20 protein-coding genes and 1 pseudogene are annotated in these 25,356 nt (G+C 57.3%); 19 read left to right on the top strand and 2 right to left on the bottom strand.

Going from position 1 to position 25,356, the window contains the following annotated elements:
* Nucleotides 1–206 precede the first annotated feature (206 nt).
* On the top strand, nt 207–479 hold the full coding sequence (locus TZ53_RS24430; RefSeq protein WP_052628311.1) for a type II toxin-antitoxin system ParD family antitoxin: 273 nt from the start codon (nt 207–209) through the stop codon (nt 477–479).
* A complete protein-coding gene (locus TZ53_RS24425; RefSeq protein ID WP_044663475.1) occupies nt 476–772 on the top strand; it encodes a type II toxin-antitoxin system RelE/ParE family toxin in 297 nt (98 codons plus the stop codon). Before TZ53_RS24430 ends, TZ53_RS24425 begins: the two co-directional genes overlap by 4 nt.
* 202 nt (nt 773–974) lie before the next feature.
* On the opposite strand, the pseudogene TZ53_RS27030 reads toward TZ53_RS24425, so the two are convergent.
* Together TZ53_RS27030 and TZ53_RS24420 are read right to left on the bottom strand one after the other, a co-directional pair.
* Nucleotides 975–1,058 (bottom strand): annotated as a pseudogene (locus tag TZ53_RS27030) (IS5/IS1182 family transposase); the annotation flags it as partial.
* 206 nt (nt 1,059–1,264) lie between these two features.
* Nucleotides 1,265–2,203: a M48 family metallopeptidase gene (locus tag TZ53_RS24420; protein WP_157009881.1), complete on the bottom strand. Its 939-nt coding sequence runs from the start codon at nt 2,201–2,203 to the stop codon at nt 1,265–1,267.
* A gap of 158 nt (nt 2,204–2,361) precedes the next feature.
* On the opposite strand from TZ53_RS24420, the gene TZ53_RS24415 reads away from it, so the two are divergent.
* The 17 genes from TZ53_RS24415 to TZ53_RS24345 all read left to right on the top strand — a co-directional run bounded on the left by TZ53_RS24415 (nt 2,362) and on the right by TZ53_RS24345 (nt 24,791).
* Entirely contained in the window at nt 2,362–3,132 is a 771-nt protein-coding gene (locus TZ53_RS24415; protein WP_044663473.1) for a metallophosphoesterase family protein, read from the top strand.
* Between the two features lie 34 nt (nt 3,133–3,166).
* Nucleotides 3,167–3,493, top strand: coding sequence for a hypothetical protein (locus TZ53_RS24410; RefSeq protein WP_238320192.1), 327 nt, complete (start codon nt 3,167–3,169; stop codon nt 3,491–3,493).
* 1,081 nt (nt 3,494–4,574) lie between these two features.
* Nucleotides 4,575–6,398 (top strand): glutamine--fructose-6-phosphate transaminase (isomerizing), encoded by a 1,824-nt coding sequence (gene glmS / locus TZ53_RS24405; protein WP_044663471.1) that lies wholly within the window; start codon nt 4,575–4,577, stop codon nt 6,396–6,398.
* A 12-nt stretch (nt 6,399–6,410) separates the two neighbouring features.
* Nucleotides 6,411–8,423: a polysaccharide biosynthesis protein gene (locus TZ53_RS24400; protein WP_238320191.1), complete on the top strand. Its 2,013-nt coding sequence runs from the start codon at nt 6,411–6,413 to the stop codon at nt 8,421–8,423.
* Between the two features lie 103 nt (nt 8,424–8,526).
* Nucleotides 8,527–9,690 carry a non-hydrolyzing UDP-N-acetylglucosamine 2-epimerase gene (wecB, locus tag TZ53_RS24395; protein WP_044663469.1) on the top strand — a complete coding sequence of 388 codons (1,164 nt, stop codon included), beginning with the start codon at nt 8,527–8,529 and terminating at the stop codon, nt 9,688–9,690.
* Complete coding sequence (wecC, locus tag TZ53_RS24390) at nt 9,687–10,955, top strand: UDP-N-acetyl-D-mannosamine dehydrogenase (RefSeq protein WP_044663468.1); 1,269 nt, start codon at nt 9,687–9,689, stop codon at nt 10,953–10,955. Before wecB ends, wecC begins: the two co-directional genes overlap by 4 nt.
* Before the next feature lies 1 nt (nt 10,956).
* On the top strand, nt 10,957–12,039 hold the full coding sequence (locus TZ53_RS26480; RefSeq protein WP_172668349.1) for a glycosyltransferase: 1,083 nt from the start codon (nt 10,957–10,959) through the stop codon (nt 12,037–12,039).
* Between the two features lie 14 nt (nt 12,040–12,053).
* A complete protein-coding gene (locus TZ53_RS26475) occupies nt 12,054–12,782 on the top strand; it encodes a lipid II flippase family protein (protein ID WP_084694439.1) in 729 nt (242 codons plus the stop codon).
* Nucleotides 12,783–13,738: 956 nt separating this feature from the next.
* Complete coding sequence (locus TZ53_RS24385; RefSeq protein WP_044663467.1) at nt 13,739–15,025, top strand: O-antigen polymerase; 1,287 nt, start codon at nt 13,739–13,741, stop codon at nt 15,023–15,025.
* Between the two features lie 355 nt (nt 15,026–15,380).
* Complete coding sequence (locus TZ53_RS24380) at nt 15,381–16,691, top strand: glycosyltransferase family 4 protein (protein ID WP_044663466.1); 1,311 nt, start codon at nt 15,381–15,383, stop codon at nt 16,689–16,691.
* The gene (locus TZ53_RS24375; RefSeq protein WP_044663465.1) at nt 16,688–17,284 is read left to right on the top strand and encodes a sugar transferase; all 597 of its coding nucleotides are present in this window, start codon (nt 16,688–16,690) and stop codon (nt 17,282–17,284) included. Before TZ53_RS24380 ends, TZ53_RS24375 begins: the two co-directional genes overlap by 4 nt.
* Nucleotides 17,281–17,928 carry an acetyltransferase gene (locus tag TZ53_RS24370; protein ID WP_044663464.1) on the top strand — a complete coding sequence of 216 codons (648 nt, stop codon included), beginning with the start codon at nt 17,281–17,283 and terminating at the stop codon, nt 17,926–17,928. Before TZ53_RS24375 ends, TZ53_RS24370 begins: the two co-directional genes overlap by 4 nt.
* Nucleotides 17,922–19,154 (top strand): DegT/DnrJ/EryC1/StrS family aminotransferase, encoded by a 1,233-nt coding sequence (locus tag TZ53_RS24365; protein WP_044663463.1) that lies wholly within the window; start codon nt 17,922–17,924, stop codon nt 19,152–19,154. Before TZ53_RS24370 ends, TZ53_RS24365 begins: the two co-directional genes overlap by 7 nt.
* 172 nt (nt 19,155–19,326) lie before the next feature.
* Nucleotides 19,327–20,568, top strand: a complete 1,242-nt coding sequence (locus tag TZ53_RS24360; protein ID WP_044663462.1) for an O-antigen ligase family protein — start codon at nt 19,327–19,329, stop codon at nt 20,566–20,568.
* Between the two features lie 50 nt (nt 20,569–20,618).
* Nucleotides 20,619–21,329 (top strand): polysaccharide biosynthesis/export family protein, encoded by a 711-nt coding sequence (locus TZ53_RS24355; RefSeq protein WP_044663597.1) that lies wholly within the window; start codon nt 20,619–20,621, stop codon nt 21,327–21,329.
* 13 nt (nt 21,330–21,342) lie between these two features.
* On the top strand, nt 21,343–23,547 hold the full coding sequence (locus tag TZ53_RS24350; RefSeq protein ID WP_044663461.1) for a GumC family protein: 2,205 nt from the start codon (nt 21,343–21,345) through the stop codon (nt 23,545–23,547).
* Nucleotides 23,547–24,791: a hypothetical protein gene (locus TZ53_RS24345; RefSeq protein WP_044663460.1), complete on the top strand. Its 1,245-nt coding sequence runs from the start codon at nt 23,547–23,549 to the stop codon at nt 24,789–24,791. The genes TZ53_RS24350 and TZ53_RS24345 overlap by 1 nt, the downstream gene beginning before the upstream one ends.
* The last annotated feature ends 565 nt before the right edge of the window (nt 24,792–25,356 follow it).

Below are 25,356 nucleotides of genomic sequence, written 5' to 3'. Positions count from 1 at the left end.
ATTTGCGGGCTCGGTCGGAGTTGCCACGCGGAGATAGAGCCTACCCAACGGACACATCGCATTTTCTCTTCGATGTTGGACCATGGGGATAACGATACTTCTGTGATGTGCTTTTGATAGTCATCCGAACGGACAAAGCGGCGCGGTTGAATGCGTTGGCAAATTTTGCCATATAGGGAGATTGGAGGTGTCAGCCGATGGCGACCATGAATATTTCCCTGCCTGATCCCCTGCGGGATTATGTGCAGAATCGTATCGACAGCGGCCAATATGCCAGTGTCAGCGACTATGTGCGCGATCTGATCCGACGCGATCAAAGCGCGATCGTGGACGAAGAGCGTTGGCTGAAGGAACTCGACGCCTCTATTGAGGAAAGCCTGAAAGAGATGGAAGCCGGGGGCGGCCATGATCTCGATGATGTTTGCGATGCGATCGTTGCCGACATTCAGAAAAGTGCGAGCGGTGAAGCGCGTCAATGAAGGTCACGCTGTCCACGCGGGCCAGGCGCGACCTCGAAGGCATTCGAATGCATATCGAGAAGGACAATCCCGCCCGCGCAATTTCGTTCGTTGAAGAACTGCGCGATGCCGCAAGGCGCCTAGGCGACCTGCCCCGCGCCTTTCCGCTGGTCCCGCGCTACGAACAGCATGGCATCAGGCGACGCTCCTACAACGGCTATGGCATCCTCTATTCTGTGCAGCCTGATCGTCTGTTCGTGCATCGCATCATCGGGCCCGGCCAGGATCATGACCGGGCCTTGCGGCTGAACTGAAGGCGGGCCGGCGGGGGCCATATTCATCGGGCATGGGAAGGCGCGGCGGGCTTGCGAGCGCGGATAAAGAGTCGATCGCGCTGAGGCAGCGGGCCGAAGCCTCGTCGCTGATCGTCCACCAGTGCCTTGAAGCTACCCGCCACAGTGAGCGTTGCATGTGCTGTAGACCGCCCGCTCAGGGCGGAAAATCGTTCAGCATTCATCGCCACGGTGCGCCGGTCTTCACGATATACCGCAGGCCGTCAAACACTTCGCGAAGGCTGTGTTCCCGTTGCCCCGTACTCTCATGCTGCGCGTAAGATCCGGTATGATCAACGATCGACGCTTGCGATGAAAATCCATGCAAGACATTGAATCGAAAAGGCTCGCAAGCCCATGACAGCCTTCGGGAGGCTTCGGCCGATTTTACCGGATTCTTCGTGAATCCACCCTATAGTGCGTTGGGATCGTGCCTGCGAGGTAGCCGGGATTGTACGAACGCGCGATCGAGGATCAATGACCATGGTCCAGCAGGGTCTGCCAGTTGCCGTCGAGCGGCTCGTTGCGCGCGGCCAGGATTGAGGGCCGATGCGGACGCTCTGGCCCCAGATCTGCGATGGCGCGTTCGATCACCTTGACGCGATCCTTCCAGGCCGGGTGAGAGCGGCTGCGGATACCCCCGTCATGGGCGGGCCCAAATGCACGCCAGAAGATGACGGCGATGGCAGGATCGAATCCGGCATTCGCGAGGAGCGAGACCGAGAGGATGTCAGCCTCCAGCTCGGTTTGCCGGAAATAGCCAAGATTGCGGCCCACGCCCGCTAACAGGCCATAATCCACGCCTCTTGCCTCCAGCCGTTCGCGGTGCCGCAATATATTATGCGCAAGTTCATGCGCGATCGGCGCAGCGACCCAATCAGAATAATCTGCAAAGAAGCGGCTGCCGATTTGCACGACTTCGCCATCTGCCTGGGCGAGGAAATCGGGGCCGAGCACCACCTCGAAGCGCGTTCGGCAAGCCGGCACCGGCACGACGACACGCTCCTGATCGTGCCCGCCGCGCCGCAAGTGAAGCGTGAGGGGGCGATCGACAGGGAGCGCCATGATCCGACGCGTAGCGTCGGCCAGTGCGGCGGTGTTCGCCTTGGCTTGAGGATCGGCAGGCAGGAACCGCACCGGTCCCACGGCCATCAACGTGTCATCAGCGCGAATGCCTGCCGCTGCCGCCGGCGAACCCGCCACGACCGCCTCTATTCCGATGGGACCATCGAAACGGAAATGACGGATGGCGGCTGCGCGGACATCGCGGGCATATTGTGCAGGCGTATGGAGCATCAATCCCAGGCCGGGCTGCTGCCGGTCGCACAGGCTGGCGTTGGCGACGGCGAGCCGTTGGCCAAGCCGCGCCATTTCCGCGTCGACCGCGCGAATGGCTTTGAATGGTGGAGACACGTCCGCCGAGGCAAGTGGAGCAGGAACGGCAAGCGCGATTGCCATGGCCATTGGGCGGAATGCTTCCCGTCTCCACCATTTTGCGCTTGCAACCCCGCCAACTTTACCCATTGCTGTGATCTCATCCTTTAAGAACCATCAAGGTACAGCATCCGCTGATGCTCGAAAGACTGCTTTCCCGATTTGCAAAGACGCCGCCTGCTGCCGTGCGCGCTCCGGAAGGACGCAGGCTTTACGCCATCGGCGACATCCATGGCCATCTTGATCTGCTTGAAGGCCTGCTTGCACGAATATGTGCCGACGAGGCGGCGCGTGGCGGTCCCAGGGGCGAACTGATCTTCCTGGGCGATCTTATCAATCGTGGACCGCAGTCAGCGCACGTTATCGATCATCTGATTGCGTTACAGGCAGAGCGGCCCGAGACGCGATTCCTGCTGGGGAACCATGAGGAGGTCTTTCTCAAAGCCCTGAGTGGCGACCGCGGTGCGCTGCGGTTCTTCGATCGGATGGGTGGCGCGCAAACGATCCTGAGCTATGGCATAAGGAGGAATGCCTATGAGGCGGCGGACTATGACGAACTGGCCGCACTGCTCGAGGAGGTGGTTCCACCCGCGCATCGCGCTTTCCTCGCGAGTTTTGAGGATATGTTTGTCGAGGGCGACTATGTGTTCGTCCATGCCGGCGTTCGCCCAGGGGTGCCGCTTGAAGAGCAGCAACCAGGTGACCTGCGCTGGATCCGTGATGATTTTCTCCGCGAAGCCAGGCCTCTGATACCGGGAATAGTGATCGTTCATGGTCACACGATCTTTGAGGAAATTATCGAGCGGCCGGGCCGGATCGGGCTCGACACAGGCGCCTATCGCTCGGGCGTGCTGAGCGCCATGGGGTTTGAGGGTGGAGACCGATGGATCCTACAACAGCATTCGTGATTGCTTGCAATGATCGAGCATTCGCCGCGATTGAATGGCATTCATCGGACTAACGCACTTGCACAATGCCGAATCCAGTGATACCAAAGCACAAATTTCAACTTCCAAAGGGACAACCGACATGCGTATCCGCATTCTTCTTGCTGGCCTGGTGGCGTCGTCTCTGGTGGCGGCACCGGCCATGGCTAACTCTGCTTCCGCGCTTTCTGTCGCCAAGGCGGCGCAGATCAAGGCCGCGACACCCGCCAAGAAGGCGAGCAAGCTGCAGGGCGTTCCTGTGATTGCCCTGGCGGGTCTTGCTGCCGTGGCGGTCGCCGCGGTCGTGGTGGTTGCCGATGATGACGACTCGGACAGCAACTGACCTTTAAGCAATCGTAAGAAGAGTGGCGGCCGCGAGCCGCCATTTTTTTGCCTGCATTGCGGGTGGTTGCCGCCAAATTTTCCGAATCATGCTCGTGGCGCAGATCCGAGCAGGTCGACCCGGGCAGGGAAATGCCCGGGCCGCGAAAGATTTCGAGACAGCAACTCGTGTCTCAATCTCATTGCGACCAGTAAGCAGAAATCGGCCGTGCTGGTCTGTCCCGTTCCGGCCGATCTTGCTCAGAACCGGCCGGGGCTTTCCTAGCGCATGACCTGGTGGAGCTTTATTCGTTCAGGCGCAACGAGCTTCTCGTTTGTCGGGTCGTCCGAGCCCGATGGCGCTGCCCGCTCCGCACATGCTCGGTCGCCAGAGGTCGATTCGACAGGGATATATCCCCATCCGTCGAAGAGCATCGGCTTGTTGCTGGCGGCCCGGCGAAATTCTCCATCCCGAAAAATCATGAGAACCTCCCTGTCATTGGATGGAGCCCTCCTACTATGAAGCGGTTCGGCATGGAACCAAAGAATTGACAAGCATTCGCAACATATGTTCCAAAGGGATCGGATGAATGCTGCGATTCCTCCGTGATTACCTATCATTGTAACAATCGGTCTGCATAAGCCGTCACGAGGACGGCCGAAACTGAAAGGAATTGTGGAAATCTCGCTCGGCCTGACAGTCAGAAATGGCGCTGGTCGAATACATGTTGCGACGACCCATTAGTCGTTCGGCATTTGAGCTGCTGAAGCAACAGGACACCCCCATCCGGCTCTGCATGTCATGCCGAGCTGCCGCGTTTCTGCGTGTGCGGATACTCGACTGGTGGTCATTGAGATTCCCGTTTCCTTTGTGACCGAGGCCTTGGGAGAGAGGTCTACAATTAGGCGAAACTCGAGCCGCTGGACCTGCTCTGGGGATTGGCTTGCCTGCCTTGCCTCGGCGAGGGAGCGGGCGCTTGCGCTCGCGAGCTGCGTACAGGCGGTTTGGGCCTGGATTCCATAAGTAACCGTAAAGGAATCGCAACTTGCATCACATTGGATGCTGTGCATAAGAAGCACTCGCAAATTGGGGCTGAATATTCATGTGTGGAATCGTTGGTATCATAGGCCATGATGATGTGGCGCCCCGACTGCTGGACGGCCTCAAGCGGCTGGAATATCGGGGATATGATTCCGCAGGAATTGCCACCTTGAGCAATGGCAGGATCGAGCGGCGCCGCGCATCGGGGAAGCTCAACAATCTGTCGGGGGAGCTTGAAGTGGCTCCGCTCCAGGGCGCGATCGGTATTGCGCATACGCGCTGGGCCACGCATGGCGGTCCGACGACGAATAACGCGCATCCGCATGCCACCGCCGAGGTCGCGGTCGTTCACAATGGCATTATCGAGAATTTCAAGCCGCTTCGCGATATGCTTGTCGCGCGCGGACGGGTGTTCACGAGCGAAACGGATACGGAAGTCGTCGCGCATCTGATCAGCGAACAGGTCGAGGCCGGCCTCAGTCCCATCGACGCGGTCCGGGAAGTTCTTCCCGAATTGCGGGGCGCTTTCGCGCTGGCGATCCTGTTTCGCAGCCATCCCGATCTCCTGATCGGCGCCCGGCTGGGCTCTCCGCTGGTGGTGGGCATTGGCGAGGGAGAGACTTATCTTGGCTCCGACGCGCTCGCGCTCGCTTCACTGACGCAGCATGTCGTCTATCTGGAGGAGGGCGACTGGGTCGTCTGTACGCGCGAAGAGGTGCGGATCTTCGACCAGGATAATGAGCCTGTCGAACGGGCGGTAACCCTGTCGGGTGTCGATGGCGAACTGGTGTCCAAGGGGAACCACCGCCATTTCATGATCAAGGAAATTTACGAGCAGCCGATCGTCGTCGCGCAAACCTTGCGATCCTATCTGCGCCGCATTGACGAGACGCTCACATTGCCGATTCCTGACTTTGATTTGTCGGGGATCAAGCGTGTCACGATCGTGGCGTGCGGCACGAGCTTTTACGCAGGAATGATCGCCAAATACTGGTTCGAGCAGTTCGCGCATGTTCCGGTGGATCTCGATGTAGCATCGGAATTCCGCTACCGCGCGCCGGTGATCGAGCCCGACGGGCTGGCGCTTTTCATCAGCCAGTCGGGCGAAACCGCCGATACGCTGGCGGCATTGCGCCATGCCCGGGAAGAAGGGCAGAAGATCGCCGTCGTCGTCAACGTCCCTACGAGCAGTATGGCGCGCGAGGCGGATCTGGTGCTGCCGACCCATGCGGGTCCTGAAATAGGCGTTGCTTCGACCAAGGCCTTCACCTGCCAGCTTGCCGTACTGGCGGCGCTCGCGGCCAATCTGGCCCGCGCCAAGGGGCGCATGACGCAGGAGGATGAGCAAGGGGTCGTCAGGCATCTTGCTGAAGCGCCGGCGGCACTGAATGCTGCCCTCGCCTATGAGGAAACCATCCAGACCGTTGCGGCCGATATCGCGGCGGCGCGGGACATTCTCTATCTGGGACGCGGGACCGATTATCCGCTCGCCCTCGAAGGCGCGCTCAAACTCAAGGAAATCAGCTACATCCATGCCGAGGGCTATGCGGCCGGCGAGATGAAGCACGGCCCGATCGCGCTCATCGATGAAAAGGTGCCGGTCATTGTGATCGCGCCTTCGGGTCCTCTCTTCGAGAAGACCGTCAGCAATATGCAGGAAGTCCAGGCGCGCGGCGGCAAGGTTGTGCTGATCAGCGACTATGACGGGATTGAGGCTGCAGGCGCCGGCTGCCTGGCGACGATCACCATGCCCAAGGTTCACCCGCTGATCGCGCCGCTGGTGTACAGCGTACCGATCCAGCTCCTTGCCTACCATGTGGCGGTCACCAAGGGCACGGACGTGGATCAGCCGCGCAATCTCGCAAAATCGGTCACTGTCGAATGACGGGCGTCATCTGTGCCCTTCGTTCAGCCGCGCCACTGGCTTGCAGCTGACCATCGATCCATTTCGCAGGGAAAGCACATCGGTAGAGGTGCCCAAGCAATGACGAAAGAAATCGCTAATCCAATCCTTGACGCTCTGGAGGCGTTTACGTCGCTGCCGCGCTCGGCTCGGCGATGGCTGGTCTTCTGTCTTGATGGGGTGCTTTGTTTCGGCGCGGCCTGGATCGCGCTCGCCCTGCGATTGGGTGAATGGCCCGATGATATAAGCTCACTGCTGACCCTGGCGGGCACGGCGCTGCTTTTCTGGGCGCCGCTGGCGTGGCGGATGGGTATCTATCGTAATCTGATCCGCTTTTCCGGCGCACGGGCATCAGGCAGGTTATTCTATGCCTGCGCTCTATTGTCGGCGCCGCTCACGATCATTTTCGGATGGGTGCAGGTATCGGGCGTTCCGCGCACGACATCGCTTCTCCATCCCATGATCTTCTTCCTGCTCATGCTGTTCCTTCGTTTGAGCATGCGTTTTGTCGTCAGCGATCTTCTGCATCTGGCGCGCGGAAATGGAGAAGAGCGGCGAAGGCTGCTCATCTACGGGGCAGGGCGAGGCGGCCAACAGCTCGCCAACAGCTTGCGGCAGGAGCCGCATCTGGTGCTGGTCGGCTATGTCGACGATGATCCCCGGTTGAGCGAGCAGCAGCTTGATGGTTTTACCGTCTGGCACTCCTCGTTGCTCGACCGCATCCTGGAGGAGCGGCAGGTGGATGAAGTCCTGCTCGCGATTCCAAGCGCCTTGCGGGGCCGCCGCCGTGAGATCGTGACGGCGCTGCAGATGCGCAAGATCCGCGTCAGGATGCTACCCGGCATCGGTCAGCTGATCGACGGCCATGTGACGGTAAGCGATCTTCGCGATGTGCAGGTCGAGGATCTGCTGGGCCGCGATCCGGTTGCGCCAAATGAGATGCTGATGGGGCGCTCCTTGCTGAGTAAGAATGTGCTGGTGACGGGGGCGGGTGGATCCATCGGCAGCGAACTTTGCCGTCAGATCATCCGCTCGCATCCCCGGCGCCTGATCCTCGTCGAGCAGTCGGAATATTTTCTGTACGCGATCGAGCGCGAACTGCGGCAATTGGCCTCGCAGGAGGGGCATGATGTCGAAATCGTACCCGAGCTGGCCGATGTCGCCGATCGGGACTCTGTTTTCCGCATCTTTCGCCGCTGGCAGCCCGAGAGCGTCTATCACGCTGCTGCCTATAAGCATGTGCCGCTGGTGGAGAGCAATCCGATCGCGGGTCTGCGGAACAATATCTTCAGCACGCTGCATTGCGCGCTTGCCGCCGAAGCGGTGGGGGTCAAGCGTTTCATCCTGGTAAGCACCGACAAGGCAGTGCGGCCGACCAATGTCATGGGCGCGTCCAAGCGGGTTTGCGAGCTCATTCTCCAGGCGCGGGCGCAAGAGCAGAAGAATACGCTCTTCACCATGGTGCGCTTCGGCAATGTGTTGGGGTCGAGTGGGTCGGTCGTGCCCCTTTTCAAGGCGCAGATTGCTTCGGGCGGTCCGGTGACGATCACGCACCGGGATGTCACTCGTTATTTCATGACAATTCCCGAAGCGGCTTTGCTGGTCATTCAGGCGGGTGGCATGGCCCTGGGCGGCGAGGTGTTCGTGCTCGACATGGGGCAGCCTGTCCGCATTCTGGACCTTGCCGAGACAATGGTCAGGCTTTCCGGGCTGTCCGTGAGGGATAAGATGACGCCCGACGGCGACATCGAGATTGTCGAGGTTGGCCTGCGTCCCGGCGAGAAACTCTATGAGGAGCTTCTGATCGGCGATGATCCCGCCCCCACCGCTCATTCGCGGATCATGCAGGCGCGGGAGAATATGCTCGCCTGGACCAGCTTGTCTGCGGATCTCGACCGGCTTGGCGGCTTTTTGAGCCACGGGGGGTCCAGTGGCGCTCTGGCGGTCCTCCGTGAGCTTGTCCCGGAATATCACTCGCCAACGGTCATGAAGGATGTCGCGTCCTGATGGTGACCTCTTAGCCGACGGCCGGCCTGCGGGCCGATCACATTCATTCCAGTCTCTTCGGTCACCTGGTGAAGGGGGCCATGAAACAAAGGGAAATCCACCCATGTCGATCAAAGTGATGCTTGTGTTCGGGACACGGCCTGAAGCCATCAAAATGGCGCCTCTTGCGCTGATGCTGAGCAAGGACAGCCGATTTGACTGCCGCATCTGCGTGACCGGCCAGCACCGGGAGATGCTGGATCAAGTCCTGAAAATCTTTCGTCTGGAGGCCGCCTATGACCTCAAGATCATGCGTCCCGGGCAGGACCTGAGCGATGTCACCAGCGCGGTTTTGCTCGGCATGCGCGAGGTTTTTCAGCAGTTCCGACCTGACATGGTGCTCGTCCACGGCGATACGGCGACCACGCTGTCAGCCAGCCTTGCCGCTTATTATCACCAGATACCGATTGGCCATGTCGAGGCCGGGCTGAGAACACATAATCTTTACTCGCCATGGCCTGAGGAGGCCAACCGCAAACTTACCGGGGCGCTGACGGCACTGCATTTTGCGCCCACGCAGTCTGCGCAGGAAAATCTCCGTCGGGAAGGCGTGGATGCGGGCGACATTCTCGTCACCGGCAACACTGTGATCGATGCGCTCCTGCAGGTCGTGGAGCGGCTGAAGGGAGACGACGCGCTCGTGCAGGATGTGCAGCGGCAACTCCCGCAACTTGCCGGCGACCGTAGAATGATCCTCGTCACTGGACATCGACGGGAGAGCTTCGGGGGCGGGTTTGAGCGCATGTGCAAGGCGCTGGCCACGATCGCCTCCGATTTTCCGGAAGTCGATATCGTCTATCCGGTCCATCTCAACCCCCAGGTGCAGGAACCGGTCAATCGATTGCTTGCTGCCATACAGAATATTCATCTGATCGAACCGCAGGAATATCTGCCCTTCGTTTATCTGATGGACAGGGCGCACCTCGTTCTGACGGACTCCGGAGGCGTGCAGGAAGAGGCGCCGTCTCTCGGCAAGCCGGTGCTGGTCATGCGCGATACGACGGAACGTCCCGAAGCCGTGAAAGCCGGAACCGTAAAGCTGGTCGGGACCGATACGCAGCTGATCGTGAAGGAAGTCACGCGGCTTCTCTCCGATGACGAGGAATATGCGCGGATGAGCTTTGCCCACAATCCCTACGGGGACGGCGCTGCATGCCGGCGCATCGCAGATGCCCTGGTCCACTGGGCGGAACAGCATTTTCAGAACAAGGACAGCGAAGCAGCATGACCAGTCCCACCATCTCCGTCATTGGCCTGGGTTATATCGGTTTGCCGACCGCGGCGATGTTCGCATCACGCAAGGTCAAGGTGATTGGCGTCGACGTCAACGCGCAGACGGTTGAGACGATCAACCGGGGTGAGATTCACATTGTGGAGCCGGACCTTGATATCGCTGTCCATTCCGCAGTAACGGAGGGCTTTCTCCGCGCAACTGCCAAGCCCGAACCTGCTGACGCCTTTTTGATCGCGGTACCCACCCCGTTCAAGGGAGATGATCATACTCCGGATCTAAGCTATATCCAGGCGGCCGCACGGGCGATCGCTCCTGTGCTGAGCAAGGGAAATCTCGTTGTTCTGGAATCTACCTCGCCGGTGGGGGCGACGGAGCAACTTGCGGCATGGCTGGCCGAGGCCCGGCCTGATTTGACCTTCCCACAGGCCGATGGCGAAAACTCCGACATCCGCGTAGCGCACTGCCCTGAACGGGTTTTGCCGGGCAAGGTCATGCAGGAACTCATCCATAACGATCGGGTAATCGGTGGCATGACGGATAAATGCTCCGACGCAGCTGTCGCGCTCTACAAGATCTTCGTCGATGGCGAGTGCGTGATCACCAATGCGCGAACGGCGGAGATGGCAAAGCTTACCGAAAACAGCTTCCGCGACGTGAACATAGCCTTTGCCAACGAACTGTCGATCATTTGCGACAAGCTGGAAATCGACGTGTGGGAACTCATCAGGCTTGCTAACCGCCATCCAAGGGTGAACATCTTGCAACCAGGCCCTGGTGTTGGCGGTCATTGTATTGCGGTGGATCCCTGGTTCATCGTTTCCAAGACGCCAGAGGAAGCTCGGCTCATCCGCACGGCGCGAGAGGTAAACGATGCGAAGCCCAAGTGGGTGCTGCAAAAGGTGAAGGAAGCGGTCTTAGATCATCTTTCAGTTAATCCCAGGCAGACAGAAACTGATGTCACGATCGCTTGTTATGGATTATCTTTTAAGCCTGACATAGACGATCTACGAGAGAGTCCTGCTGAGAGCATAGCGATGGAGCTCTCGCGTAGTCATGCAGGACGCATTATCATAGCTGAGCCTAATATCTCTAAATTACCGGTCGGACTGGAGAAGCGGGAACTGTCGAAGTCAAGTGCCGACATCCGCGCCGACATTCACGTCCTGCTCGTGGATCATAGAGAGTTCAAGAAAAGTAACAGGCCGCATGGGATCGTCCTCGATTTTAAAGCCGCATGGCCTTCTCGAGGGGTTGCCTGATATGCGATATGACGGGCGTGACCGGATTCTTATTCTTACGGAAGACTATCCAAGCCGCGAGAAGCCATACGCAATGGCTTATGTACATTCGCGCTCGGTAAGCTATTTAGGCGCCGGAGTTACCCCCGTTGTTGGCAGCTTCCGCTGCAAAGAATCATACGATATTGACGGTGTCAAAGTCGTTTACCCTTCACGACGAATTGCCAGTCAATTCGATATCATTTTTTGCCACGCCCCAAATCTCAAAAACCATTTTCGATTGCTAAGGTCGTTATGCAGAAAAACCATTGTACTGTTTATCCACGGACATGAAGTGCTCCATAACAGCGACTATCCAACTCCATATGAATGGAGAAAGAGCTGGAAGGATCTATTGGCGTCGACGTACGATCACGTAAAACTAGTCACATTTCCTTATATAATTAAATTACTAGCGAAAAATAACACCATAAAATTTGTGTTTGTCAGTTCATGGATGAAGGAACAATTTGAACGCAGGATTAATATCGATCTTCACGATTTCGAATGCGCAATTATCGCAAATAGCGTCCATCCGATATTTCGAAAAAGAACCTACGCCAGATCGGAAAAATCGGAAGATGTAATAACAATTCGCCCTCTCGATCAGTCTAAATATGCGATAGACCTTGTTCTTGAGTGTGCGCGGGCAAATCCAAAAATTAATTTCGACGTGTATGGCAAGGGAGTATTTTTCAACCATAATGCGTCTCCCAAAAATTTGCGATGGTTTGATCGATTCGTGCCGCAGTCCTCCTTACCCGAACTTCTTAATCAATATAAATTGGCTTTAATGCCGACGCGCTATGATGCCCAGGGTGTTTCTGTGTGCGAAATGGCGACATTCGGAATGCCGGTGGTCACATCCAATATTCCGATATGTAGGGAGATGTTTTCAAGTTTTAATAACGTTACGCTCGTGGATAATCGCCATTTCGGCCTAATAGATATTTCACCTCATTTCTTCTATCCTGGGCCTGAAATCAAAGACAATGGCCTATTCGATGGAGAAAATCTATCCTCTAAGGAACTGCGCTTTGGATTGTCGGGGAGGCCAACATTCTGAATCCCATTTACATAATGATGTTTGTCGGGATATTATTCTCCGCGATCCATTTCTTTGAAGTGCTGGCTTATGTGGCGCGAATGTCGGGTTACAGCGTGGGACGGCCCGCGTCCGCATACGCTCTTTATAACACGGTCTTTATATTAACACGTCTCTTCACAATGACGATGTTGCCATCGCTGGGAATGATCGTCGATACAGGTATGACGTTGAGATCCTACTATATTGGATGCATTATATCGATTGCACTCGCTACCGCGTCGTCGTGCTTCATTTACCTTCGCCTAGATATCTATGCATCGAGATTTTCACGTATTCTGAATTCGCAATACAGCGGAGTCAGGTTGATCTACCAGATAATCGGTTCTATTTTCAGCTTTGGTGTAAGTGACGCCAATATACCGGTATTAAATCCTAGTTCAGCGATTAGGATGAAAATTTTCTGGGTATCTGCATTTGTACATTTTATATATTCGTCCTCAATTTTATTCATGTTTTCCTTGGCCCTTGCAATCCCGGAATACCGAACGAGCTTGAGTCACCTCTCTGGCTTTATCAATGCTTTTGGTGCTGTATTGCTTACCTTCTGGATTGAACCAAAAATATCGTACGCCGTTGATCAAGGTGTTGACGGTGGCGCAGATGGTGCTCGATTAATCAAGGCAGTTCTGCTGGGGAGAATTTTCGGGATATCGGTGATCTCAAGCGCTTTTTTTTCATTGCAGCTATTCATATATTCATAATACCTGCCCGTATTTTCGCGCGGTGATTTGCATCTGAGTAGAACGGTGTTTGCTCTGGCGCGCGTCAGTGCCCCGTGGCTCCGCGCGTATGAGCAATCGCGCATTGTGGCTGCTTCCCTCCATCCTTGATTGAGGCCTCATTTCTGGCCGCCTTCGACAATTGCACAATGCTGGCGCCCGTTTCTGCCTCCGGACGATATCAATCGGTCGAGCGCGACTGGACTAGGCGGATCACGAAGCCAGGTGATGGTTCAACCCGCAAACTGCTCGACGACGCAGCCACTTTATCATTTCCCGAAAGTCAGGAGACTTTCGCCCGGCATAAGCTCGCCACGAGTTGCGGCCTCGGAAATGCGGGTGTGACGCTCACTTACGGACTTCCCGTCATTATCTCGCCACGCTGCGCGACGGCACATCGTTTGCGCCGTGACGCAGGGCAAAGGTTTGCTTGCGAGAGCCGGGTGGCCGGGCAATTGATCTGGGGTGGTGTGCTGCGGGAGAGCGGAGGGACGGACGATCTGCAAAGGTATCGAGATGCGCCAATAGGAGCCCATCGAGTCAACACACGTTCGCCGCTGTGAGGCCCGATACAGCACGACCGGGCTCGGGCGCGGCCAGTGCGGATAAATCGATTAACTCTCAAGGGATGAACACTGCCTGGCTCTGCAAATTACAGATTGCCCAGGAGAGCGAGGGCACAGCCGTTAAGCAATCGGCGCGGTTCTCATCGTCTCACTTAATGATCGCAGAGCCCGGGCGGCCGGAATTTGGGTCTACGAGATCGTAGAAAGCTTGTATGAGAGAAGGGGTGAACGTCACATCTTTCAGAAGCCCTTCGGATCCTAGGTGACAGGAACGGAAACGTCTCGATTGCCCGCTGAATGATTATAGCCTCCAGGCCTTTCCATTGGCTCCTTCGACAGGTAGGGAGGGATAAACGGAGGTAATCGGCAAAAATGGTCAACGCCATCATTTTTCTCAGCTACATTATGTTGGCTATCCTGGTCTGTGCCGAATATCGAAAGAAATCACCACTTATCATATTCTATTGCAGTGTGATGATGGTGTTCTACCTTCCAGTTACGATGCAATATGCAATGAATCCGAAATACCCTGATTACGTATATCTTGTTGCTAACGTTTTTGCGTCGGGATATTTAATGATATTCTGCCTTTCTATTGGTTTTATAAGATCCTATCTCGGAACGTCGCGAGTTTGGGATAATATAACGTATTTCCATATTCAGAGATCTACGTCATCTATTGTAGATCGCTCGATTAGGGAGCAGAGAATACCTATCGCGCTGGCTTGTTTGTCTATTGCTGGTTTTGTAATTGGCCTAAAACTATATAGTTTAGATGCAATTATTAACCTCGACTGGTGGGAATTGGTGCAGTCTGATAGCCCTTTACCCCTGGTATCAACCTACATTGCGTATGCTTCGGCTGGCATATTGCCGCTCGCAATAGCTCTACGCAAGATCGGCGTCCAGCAAGCATTTCCATTTATTCTATCTCTCTTATGGATATTATTTGCAGTTTTTGTTCTACAGACCAGAAGCTATTTGCTAATATTCCTCATGCCGGCAATGATATATCTTCTAACGTCCGATGGCAAAAAGACTAAATCGATATCTATCATAATACTCGTTTTCTCCGTCATTCTTTTTATTGTGGCGCGGGCTGTGCGTCATTCTGGTGGCTTGGAGGCGTTCCTTGCCGGAGATATGTGGTTTCTGTTCGAGGGGGCGACTGACGGAGCCGAGCAGGACCTATTCGATGCATTTCTACACTTCATTTCGATAAATAACTATTTTCCTGGATTTGAAGAGAATGCTACGCTGAGAAGGATATTATTCTTCTGGTATCCTCCGATTAAGCCGCCTGAATTCTCGTATACGATGCATGACGCCTATTTCGGCTATATGAAAAATGATGGTCTTTCGATGCATCCCACTGTATTTGGAGATGCATATGCCAATGCGGGACTTTGGGGTATGGCAATATATTCGATATTGCTGGCGTTAATCGTGGGCGCAATTGAGAATTTGGTAAAGACAACAAAAAGTCCTGCAGTAATGTTCACCGCGTACGGAACTCTGTCAGTGACACTTCTAGTGTTTGCGAGGGGTGCGGTATATAATGCATTCATGTTTACCGTTATTCCAATTTCTTTGGTCGCAATCGTTTGCAAACTTTTCGATGTTGTCATGCCAATACAACGTTCTTTGGCTACGCGATGAGCCAGCCTCCAAGGCTCGTACTTGCTGGGCGTCGGGCCACTATGATGGCACGCGGTTCTCTGCCGGAGAGATAGTGTGCTCGACATCATTGGAGAGGCGTCGTTTCGATCGGTGAAGTAGCCCCCTAAATCGGCTGACAGGCCCTCAACGTGTTTCGATACATTCCATAACGCTGACATAGGGAACGGGTTGTCAGATGCGGAGTTGATGCTATCCAATGCTACAAGGAATCGCTTCGTTGAATCGTGTTGTATAATTTACGTAAGATTTCGAATGCATGATGATTCCTCGAACGAGACGGTAGAAAGGGCGATTATGCCTTTTCGGATGGCGATGGCAGCGGGCGACTTCAAACGTGCATATCCTCTATTTCCACCAGCATTATTCCACGCCTGACGGGGCTGCGGGCACGCGCTCCTATGAGATGGCGCGTCGGTTGCTGCGTGAAGGGCATAGCGTGACGATGGTCTGCGGCTCCTATTCCCAGGGGGCTACCGGACTTACCGGCCCATTTCACAAGGGCTGCAGACGCGGCACAATTGATGGCATCGATGTCGTGGAATTCGACATGCGCTATGCCAACGAGGATGGTTTCATCCGGCGATCAGGCGTTTTCGTCAAGTTCGCACTGGCATCCATAAAGCTGGCGTTGCGCGAGAAATACGATCTCGCTTTTGCGACAACGACGCCCTTGACGGCGGGCATTCCGGGCATTTTTGCCCGATGGCTGCGGGGCAAGCCTTTCGTGTTCGAGGTCAGGGATCTCTGGCCTGAATTGCCGCGTGCCATGGGTGTGATCACCAATCCGGTTATCCTGGGCGCAATGTCCGTTCTGGAATGGGTCTCATACCGCTCGGCAACGCGGTGCATAGGTTTGTCGCCTGGAATCGTTGATGGGATTGCGCGCCGCGGAGTCCCGCGGTCCCGCGTCAGCATGATACCGAATGGCTGCGATGTGGAGCTGTTTTCCGACAGCCGGGCCGCTGCTGACGCCAGTTTCCGCAAGGCGAATAATATCTCGGACAAGCAGCTCCTGGCTGTTTATTGCGGAACGCATGGCCTGGCTAACGGTCTGGACGCAGTCGTTGATGCTGGTATTGAGCTGCGCAATCGGGGCCGGACTGACATTGTCCTCGCGCTTGTGGGCAAGGGGCAGGAGAAGGCGCGTCTAAAGGAACGGGTGAAGGCTGAAAAGCTCTCCAACGTCCGGTTCTTTGACCCTGTCTCAAAGCGGCGTCTCACCTCCTTGCTCGGTGAGGCTGACATTGGCCTGCAGATTCTGCGGAATATTCCCGAATTTGCCTATGGTACCTCGCCTAACAAATTCTTCGACTATCTGTCGGTTGGCCTGCCCGTGCTGAACAATTATCCGGGCTGGTTGGCGGATATGATCGGGGAACATGAACTGGGCTTTGCCGTCAGGCCTGATTCCCCGACGGCGTTTGCCGACGCGCTCGAGCAGGCGGCCGAAGATCGCGCCGCTCTTGTGGAAATGGGGCATAATGCAGCGGCATTTGCACGCGGCGCCATGAATCGCGATCATCTCTCAAAGCAGTGGGTTGACTGGGTGACTGCCGGTGTCGGGCGCGTCAGCCTGGATGGCGATGCGCCTTATGCCGCCATAATGTCAGCACGGCCCCCGGTTTTGGCGGCAGAGCAGAAATGAGGAAGCGTCTCCTGGACATCATCGTCGCGGCTGCGGCGTTGCTTCTCCTTTCTCCGCTCATGATCTTGATTGGGGTCCTGGTGCGTTTTGATCTCGGCTCTCCAATCCTCTTTTGCCAGCACCGTCCTGGCCGGGACACAAAGGCGTTCCGCATGGTCAAATTCCGCACGATGCGTGACGCGCAGGATGCCTCGGGGCAGCCGCTGAGCGATGCAGAGCGCTTGACGCGTTTCGGCCGCTTTTTGCGTGCGACCAGCCTGGATGAACTGCCGGAACTGTGGAATGTCTTGAAGGGGGATATGAGCCTGGTCGGACCCCGCCCCCTGCTCATGGAGTATCTCCCGCGCTATTCGATGGAGCAACTGCGCCGGCACGAATTGCGGCCAGGCATTACCGGATGGGCCCAGGTCAATGGCCGCAACGCTCTTGGCTGGCCGGAGAAGCTGGCGCTGGATATCTGGTATGTCGATCACCAGACTTTCTGGCTCGATCTCAAGATCCTCATGCTGACGGTGTTCAAGGTGGTCGCGCGCGACGGCATCAGTGCCGCGGGTGAAGCAACAATGCCGAAATTCCAGGGAAATGAGATATGAAACCCTTGCTGGGCGTTTATGGAGCGAGCGGCTGCGGACGCGGCGTGATGCCCATCGTTCGCGCGCGCTATGGTCATGAGGCGGACCTCGTGTTCATTGACGACGCGCCAATGAAGGAGGCCAACGGTTATCCAATCCTGTCGTGGGATGCTTTCCGCGCGAATCCGGCACAAAAGAGGGTTTGCCTCGCGATTGCGGATTCCGAGATACGCGCGAAACTTGCCGATAAATGCGCGAATGCAGGGATTCCCCTGTTCGAAGCACGGGCGCAAAATGTCGTGGAGATGCATGATGTCGTCATAGGTGAGGGAGCGATTCTTTCGCCCTTCGTGACGCTGACTTCAAATATCCGCATCGGCCGATGCTTTCATGCAAATCTCTATTCCTATGTCGAGCATGATTGCGTCATAGGGGATTTTGTCACCTTCGCGCCGGGCGTCAAATGCAACGGCAATATCGTGATCGAGGACCACGCCTATATCGGCTCGGGCGCCGTCATCAAACAGGGTCGCCCAGGTCATCCTTTGACGATCGGAAGAGGGGCCACAGTCGGTGCGGGCGCCGTGGTCACCAAGGATGTCCCCCCCAACACGACTGTCGTTGGCGTCCCTGCGCGACAGCTTGAGAAGGAACTTGTATGCTGAATCAGGGCGTCGCCCCTTGGCCCGCCTTTTCCCGCGAGGAGATAGAAGCGGTCGCGACGGTGCTGTCGAGCGGCCGCGTCAACTATTGGACGGGCGAGGAATGCCGTGCCTTCGAGCGCGAGTTCGCAAGCTGGGCGGAAGCGGACCATGCCATCGCCGTAGCGAACGGGACCGTGGCGCTCGACCTTGCGTTGCACGGCCTGGGCATCGGGCCGGGGGATGAGGTGATTGTGACGCCGCGCACGTTTATCGCCTCGATTTCCTGTGTCGCCAACGCAGGCGCCACGCCCGTGTTCGCGGATGTTGATCCGATCAGCGGCAATCTGTCCGCCAAGACGATCGCCGCCGTCTTGAGTCCTCGTACGAAGGCGGTCATCGCGGTGCATCTGGCGGGTTGGCCTTGCGACATGGACCCGATCATGGAACTGGCTGAGACCCATGGCCTTAAGGTGATCGAGGATTGCGCGCAGGCGCATGGTGCACGGTATAAGGGCCGCAGCGTCGGTTCGATCGGCCATGTGGGAGCCTGGTCTTTCTGCCAGGACAAGATCATGACCACCGGTGGCGAAGGGGGCATGGTGACCTGCAACGATCGCGGCCTCTGGTCACGCATGTGGTCCTTCAAGGACCATGGCAAGAGCTGGGAAGCCGTCTATGAGCGGGCACATCCTCCCGGTTTTCGTTGGCTGCATGAAAGCATCGGCACCAATTGGCGGATGCTTGAGATGCAAGCGGTCATCGGTCGTATTCAGCTGCGGCAGATGGCGGAGTGGACAGGGGCGCGCACGAAGAATGCAACGCTCCTTCATAACGCGCTGGCGCCCTTTTCGGGCGATCAGGGTATCGTAAGGTTGAGCGGACCACTCGCCAGGGATCACGGCGGCTGGGCGGATGGATCGATCCACGCCTATTATAAATATTATGCCTATATCCGGCCTGACAACCTGCCCGCCGACTGGTCCCGGGATCGGATCGTCAATGAAATGACCGCTCGCGGGATTCCCTGCTTCCAGGGATCCTGTTCCGAGGTCTATCTGGAGAAGGCGTTCGAAGGCACAGGATGGCGGCCGCGTGATCCGCTGCCAAACGCACGGGAACTGGGGGAACAAAGCCTCATGTTCCTCGTCCACCCGACTCTGACGCCTGATGACATGCAGCGCATGACACGGGTCATTGGGGAGGTGCTGCACGAAGTGGCCGGTGCGGACAGGCACGCTTTTGCATGAATGATGATAACCGGCGCTTGCCCTGCTTGATTGCCATAGCCTTTGGCGAGGTAAAGCCGTGAATATGGTCATTCGCCCAGCCTCTCCGCGCAGGTGGAGTGCTGCCCCGACGCTTTTGCTGCTGTTGCTGAGCGTCTTGTGGATGGCGGGAGGAGCGTCTCATGCGGACGTCATGGGTCAGGTCGTGACTCGCTCGGCCGCATGGCTGACGCTGGTCATCGCGATTCTGTGCGGCCTGAAGCCGGACATTATTAAAACCGGAGCGGTGGCATGGCTGCTCCTGGCGGCGCTCCTGCTCGTTCTGCTACAGCTGGTGCCGCTACCACCCGCTGTCTGGACGCTGTTACCGGGCCGCGGACCGTTTCTCGAAAGTGCTCTTGGCGCTCCGCCCTGGCGTCCCTGGGCGATCGTGCCATGGGCCACGATGAATGCGGCATCCTCGCTCATTGTTCCTGTGGTCACGCTCTATCTTCTGAGCGTTCTTGACGATGATGAAAGGGAGCGTCTCCCGGGTATTCTGCTCGGCATGGTCTTTCTGTCGACGCTGCTCGGATTGTGGCAATTTTGCGGATTTTCATTCAACCATCCTTTGGTCAACGACACGGATGGAAGCGTCAGCAGCATCTTTGCCAATCGCAACCATTTTGCACTTTTCCTGGCGATAGGATGCCTTGTTGCACCGGTCTGGGCCTTTTCGGGCTTGCAGGGGCGTCATTGGCGGGCACCTGTCGCATTCGCTCTCGTCACCCTATTTGCGCTGACCATTCTTGCGACGGGATCACGATCCGGCATCCTGACGGGTCTGCTGGCCATCGGGATGGGGCTGATGTTCAGCTGGCGCGACATTCGGCATGCGTTTCGCCGTGCACCACGTTGGGCATTCCCGGTGCTGGTCGCCGCGATCATCGGCATCATAGCGCTTCTTGTCCTGATCAGTATTGCTGCTGACCGGGCTGAATCGATCAATCGCGCCTTCGAACTGGATCCCGGGGAGGACATGCGCCGTCGCGGGCTTCCCACCGTACTGGCCATGATCGGCGCCTATTTCCCGGCAGGAACGGGCTTTGGCAGCTTCGACCCGATGTTTCGCATATATGAACCGCTTGGGCTGTTGAAGCGAACCTATTTCAATCATGCGCATAATGATTTTCTGGAAATCCTGCTTGATGGCGGATTGCCCGCGTTGGTGCTGCTTCTCGTTGCGCTGGGATGGTATATCCGGGCGAGCACGCGAGCATGGCGGGCTGATCCGGCCTATTATGGATTGGCCCGGCTTGGGTCGGGGATACTGCTCCTGATTCTTGTCGCCAGTGTTTTCGATTACCCGGCCCGAACACCCATTTTTATGGCGATTATTGTGATTGCTGCGATTTGGCTAGGTCAGGGTGCGTCACGCATCGCTTTACGTCGATAGGATCAGCATCTAATGCAGATTCAATTCTTTTGGTCGCGGATTTCAGATACATGCGGAAAATTCTTGTTTCACTGATTATTGCGACGAGTGTCGCTGGATGTGCAGGAATGCCGCCGCCCCAGCCGAGCGCGCAACTGACGGTCGTGCCGGACAGCCAGGGGCTTCCAGCCCCCCATCGCAGCGATCTGGGCGCGGCCGACCGGCCGGCCCTCATCGGTCCGCTCGACACGATTGGCGTGGACATTTTCAATGTTCCCGAGCTCAGCCGGGAAATGCAGGTCGATGCAAGCGGGCGCATTTCCATGCCGCTTATCGGCACGGTCGATGCCCGCAACAAGACCGCCGACGAACTGGCGCGGACCATCGAGAATGCACTCAAAGGGCGCTATGTTCGCAATCCGCAGGTGACGGTTAATATCAAGAGTTCGGTTAGCCAGGTGGTCACGGTCGATGGTGAGGTGACCGAACCGGGTCTCTATCCTGTCACCAACCAGATGACGCTGATGCGGGTCATAGCCTCGGCCAAAGGGCTCAACGAGTTCGCCAAGCAGGAACAGGTTGTTATCCTGCGCACGGTCGACAATCAGCGCATGGCTGGCCTGTATGACCTCGGCGCGATCCGCCGCGGGGCTTATGTCGATCCGCCCATTTATGCCAATGACGTGGTGATCGTTGGCGATTCCCCGGAACGCCGGCTGTTCCGCGATATCGTTTCCCTGGCGCCCCTGGTCGCCGCTCCGCTTGTCGCCGTTGTGCGCTGAGGCCTGCAATCATATGAACAGCATTGTTTCCAAGCTCGGCGGCGACACGGCATTGGCTGCGCTGCATCAGTCGCAGTCCGAAGAAGCGTCGATCCCCATCCTGCGCCAGTATCTCCGGATGGCCATGCGATGGCGCTATGTCATATTGGGCGCAGTCGCGATCTGCTTCCTGATCGGGCTGGTGGTCACGCTTTTGATGACTCCGCAATATACGGCGTCCTCGACCATCGAGATATCGCGGGAATCGGACAAGGTGACCGATCTGCAAGGGGTTGAGCGCGATGCAAGCATTGCCGACCAGGAATTTTACCAGACGCAATATGGCCTGCTGCAGTCCCGCTCGCTCTCCGAACGCGTAGCAGCCGAGCTCAAGCTCATCGATTCCCCGAAATTTTTCGAAATGTTCGATGCCGAGAGCGAAGATCCTGCCTTCAAGCTGGTAAATGGGCGCTTCGCACCCGCCGGCCGTGCTACCCGGCAGCGCGTCGCGGGTGAAATTCTCCGCAAGCATCTGAGCGTCAGTCCTACGCGGTTGTCGCGTCTGGTGGATGTGAGCTTCACCAGTCCAGACGCTGCCTTTTCCGCGAAGGTTGCCAATGTCTGGGCCCAGAATTTCATCCAGACCAATCTTGATCGCAAGATCCAGGCGACGTCCTATGGCCGTAATCTTCTGCAGGGCCAGCTCGCTCAGCTCAAGCAGAAGCTGGATGAATCTCAACGTCAGCTGGTATCCTATGCGTCACACGCGAAAATCATCAATCTGCCTGCCCAATCGGGCAGTGGGGAATCAAGCGCCGAGCGATCTATCGTGGTCGATGATCTGGCGGCCCTCAATGGCGCGCTGGCGCAGGCGACCGCCAACCGCATCGCAGCGCAGACCCGCTATGAGGAAAGTGGCAAGGCCGGGGCGTCCGCCCAGGCGCTGAGCAACACCGCGATCAACGGTCTGCGGCAACGCCGGGCTGAACTGGCGGCCGAATATCAGCGGCTGATGACGCAGTTCGAGCCGGGATATCCTGCCGCTGATGCGGTGAAGGCGCAGATTGACCAGCTCGATAGCAGCATCGCGAAAGAGGAAGGCCGTGTCTCCAATTCGCAATTGGCTGACTATCGCCAAGCCCAGGAACAGGAACAGGCTCTCAAAGCGAAGGTCGAGCAACTCAAGGGAGACTATCTCGACCAGCGCCGCAGGAGCATCCAGTATAATATCTATCAGCAAGAGGTCGATACCAACCAGGCGCTCTATGATGGCCTGCTACAGCGATACAAGGAGATTGGCGTAGCCGGCGGTGTTGGCGTCAATAATATCGCTGTCGTTGATCCGGCGCAGGCGCCCAAGCTGCCCTCGAGCCCCAGGCTGCTCATCAATCTTGCAATCGCCATTCTGGCGGGTCTCGGGATCGGCGCTGCCCTCGCATTCGGTCTTGAGCAGATCGATGAAGGGATCACTGACCCCGCAGAGGTCAAGCGAGCGCTCGGCTTGCCGTTGCTGGGCTCCATTCCCAAGGTGGACGCGGCGCCCAGGGACATCCTGCTCGACCGCAAATCGGATCTGGTGGATGCCTATCTGGCAGTTCAGACTAATCTGTCCTTTTCGACGGATCATGGCGTTCCCCGTGCCTTCGCCGTCACCTCGACGCGCCCGAGCGAAGGCAAGTCGACGACGTGCCTTGCGCTGGCCTCCACGCTGGCCCGCGCCGGGAAAAACATCATCCTGGTCGATGGTGACATGCGCAATCCGTCCATCCATCAACTGGGGGGTGTTGCGAACCGGCGTGGTCTTAGCAATTTCCTGAGCGGGGAAGACGATATCCCGTCGCTGCTGTTCTCGATGGAGGATCTGGGTTTCGTGGCCATGTCGGCCGGGCCGCTTCCGCCCAATGCAGCGGAACTTCTGACCGGCGATCGCCTCGCGCATCTGATAGGCCGCCTACTTGAAACCTATGACCATGTGATTATCGATTCACCACCAGTCATGGGTCTGGCCGATGCGGCGCTCATCGCCACAAGGGTGGAAGGCGTCATTTACGCTGTGGAGTCGCATGGCATCCGCACCAATCTTGTGAAGGATGCGATCGGTCGCCTGCTCACGGCCAACGTCCGGATCATCGGTAGTGTTCTGACGAAGTTCGATGCGAAGAAGGCGCATTATGGCTACGGCTATGGCTATGAATATGGCTACAGCTATGGCCGCAAGACTGAAGCCCAAGCGGCCTGATGAAAGGGGCAAGGATCCGGCGGCAGCGACGTGCTCAACCCAATTGGGTCGCGCGGCTCGCACTGGCGGCGATTGCGGCCCTGTTGGGCTATGTCTCGGTTATGCAATCGCTGGCCCTGGTGTTGCCGAACAGCAGGATCGAAGAGGCCTACGCCCTTGCGCCTGGCAATGGTCATGTAGCTGCTCGTTTCTCACAGCAACTGAGTGGTCCCGAGGCCTCGCCACAAGACCGGGCGCGCGCCGTCGCGGCGGCGCACGAAGCCCTGCGTCATGATCCGACTGCGGTTGAGGCTGTCGCAACGCTTGGGCTTGATGCAATGCTCAAGGGCGATGAGCCGAGGGCAGACCGTCTGCTCGCCTATTCGCAAAGGATATCGCGGCGGGATCTGCGCACGCAGCTGACAGCGATCGAACTGGCTGTTGCGCGCGATGATATTGCAGGCGCCCTTCACCATTATGACATCGCGTTGCGGACCAAGAAGGATGCGCCAGGCCTCCTCTTTCCTGTGTTGGCCTCGGCGCTTGGTGATGACGCAATCCGCACGGGCCTTGTGCGGACGCTGGCCGATCGGCCGATCTGGGCTCTCGATTTTGTCCGCTATGTCGCGCGAAGCGACGCTGATCCGGCTGCGGCCGCGGCCTTTTTCCGCGCTTTGACGGCGCAGCGCTTTCCGGTTCCCGATAGCGCCAGCTCTGCTGTCGTGAACAAGCTCCTGGCGGGAGGGCAGTTCGAGGATGCCTGGTCCTATTACGCCGTGAGCCGCGAGGGGGCTGACAGGCGCAGTTCGCGCGATCCCAGTTTCAGGAGCATTGTGGAAACGCCAAGCGTTTTCGACTGGGTGGCCATGAGCGGTACGGGTCTCGCGACGGCGCTTGTTCCTGACCCGGCCAACGGACTTTTCGACTTCACGGTCTCGATGGGCAATGGTGGGATTCTACTGCAGCAGCTGCAGATGCTTCCCCAAGGCGATTATATATTGGAAGGGCGCAGCAGCGGCATTGAGCAGCTCTCGGAATCGCGGCCCTATTGGACCATTCGCTGCCGGAACGGGCAGGAGATTGCGCGGGTTGAGGTGCCTAATTCATCACAGGCGAAGGGCCGCTTTGAAGGCCAGGTGCGCATTCCGGCAAATTGTCCTGTCCAGACGCTGGCACTGGTAGCCCGCTCCTCTGATGATGCCGGGGGGGTGACGGGACAAATTACCCATATCCTGCTGCGTCCTGCGCACGCGCACCGGACATGACAGGCAAGAGCCCAATATCTTGCAGGCTCGTTGCATTGGGCGCGCTTCTGCTCCTGGCCTCACCCGCCTGGGCGGCCCAGGAGGCGGCGCCACAACAGGGGCATGTTGCCGATTCCGCTATCGGAGAAGTGGGGCAGCGCCAGACGAAAAGCAATTCGCCCGCCGGAATCGGACCCATGGGCCGCGTGAACAGCCGCGTGGCGAACCGCGTCCAAAGCCGCCTCCGTAACCGGATCGACCGATATTATGATCCGCGTGCCAATACGACATCGCCGTTCGAGGTTGCCGCGGAACGCAGCACCCGCATTCAAACATCCCGCTGATGGCGCGTTTCTTGTTCGCGAGAAGATAGAGCCCATCCTGCGATCTCAAGGAATCATCTGAGCCGAAACCTGCTTGGTGGCGAGAATTCGTGTGAATGCCTGCATCGCGTGTCATCGAACTCCTCGATGAAGGAAACCGATGCCTGGAATGCTGTCCAAAGCGGCCATATTTGTTTCGACTCCGATCTGAATATTGGATAGCGTGGAGCGGATCCCGCCTGACGATTCCCTCGTCTTTGACC

It is taken from the genome of Sphingobium sp. YBL2, from assembly GCF_000943805.1.
GTDB lineage: Bacteria > Pseudomonadota > Alphaproteobacteria > Sphingomonadales > Sphingomonadaceae > Sphingobium > Sphingobium fuliginis.
This window is presented reverse-complemented; position numbering and strand designations above follow the sequence as displayed.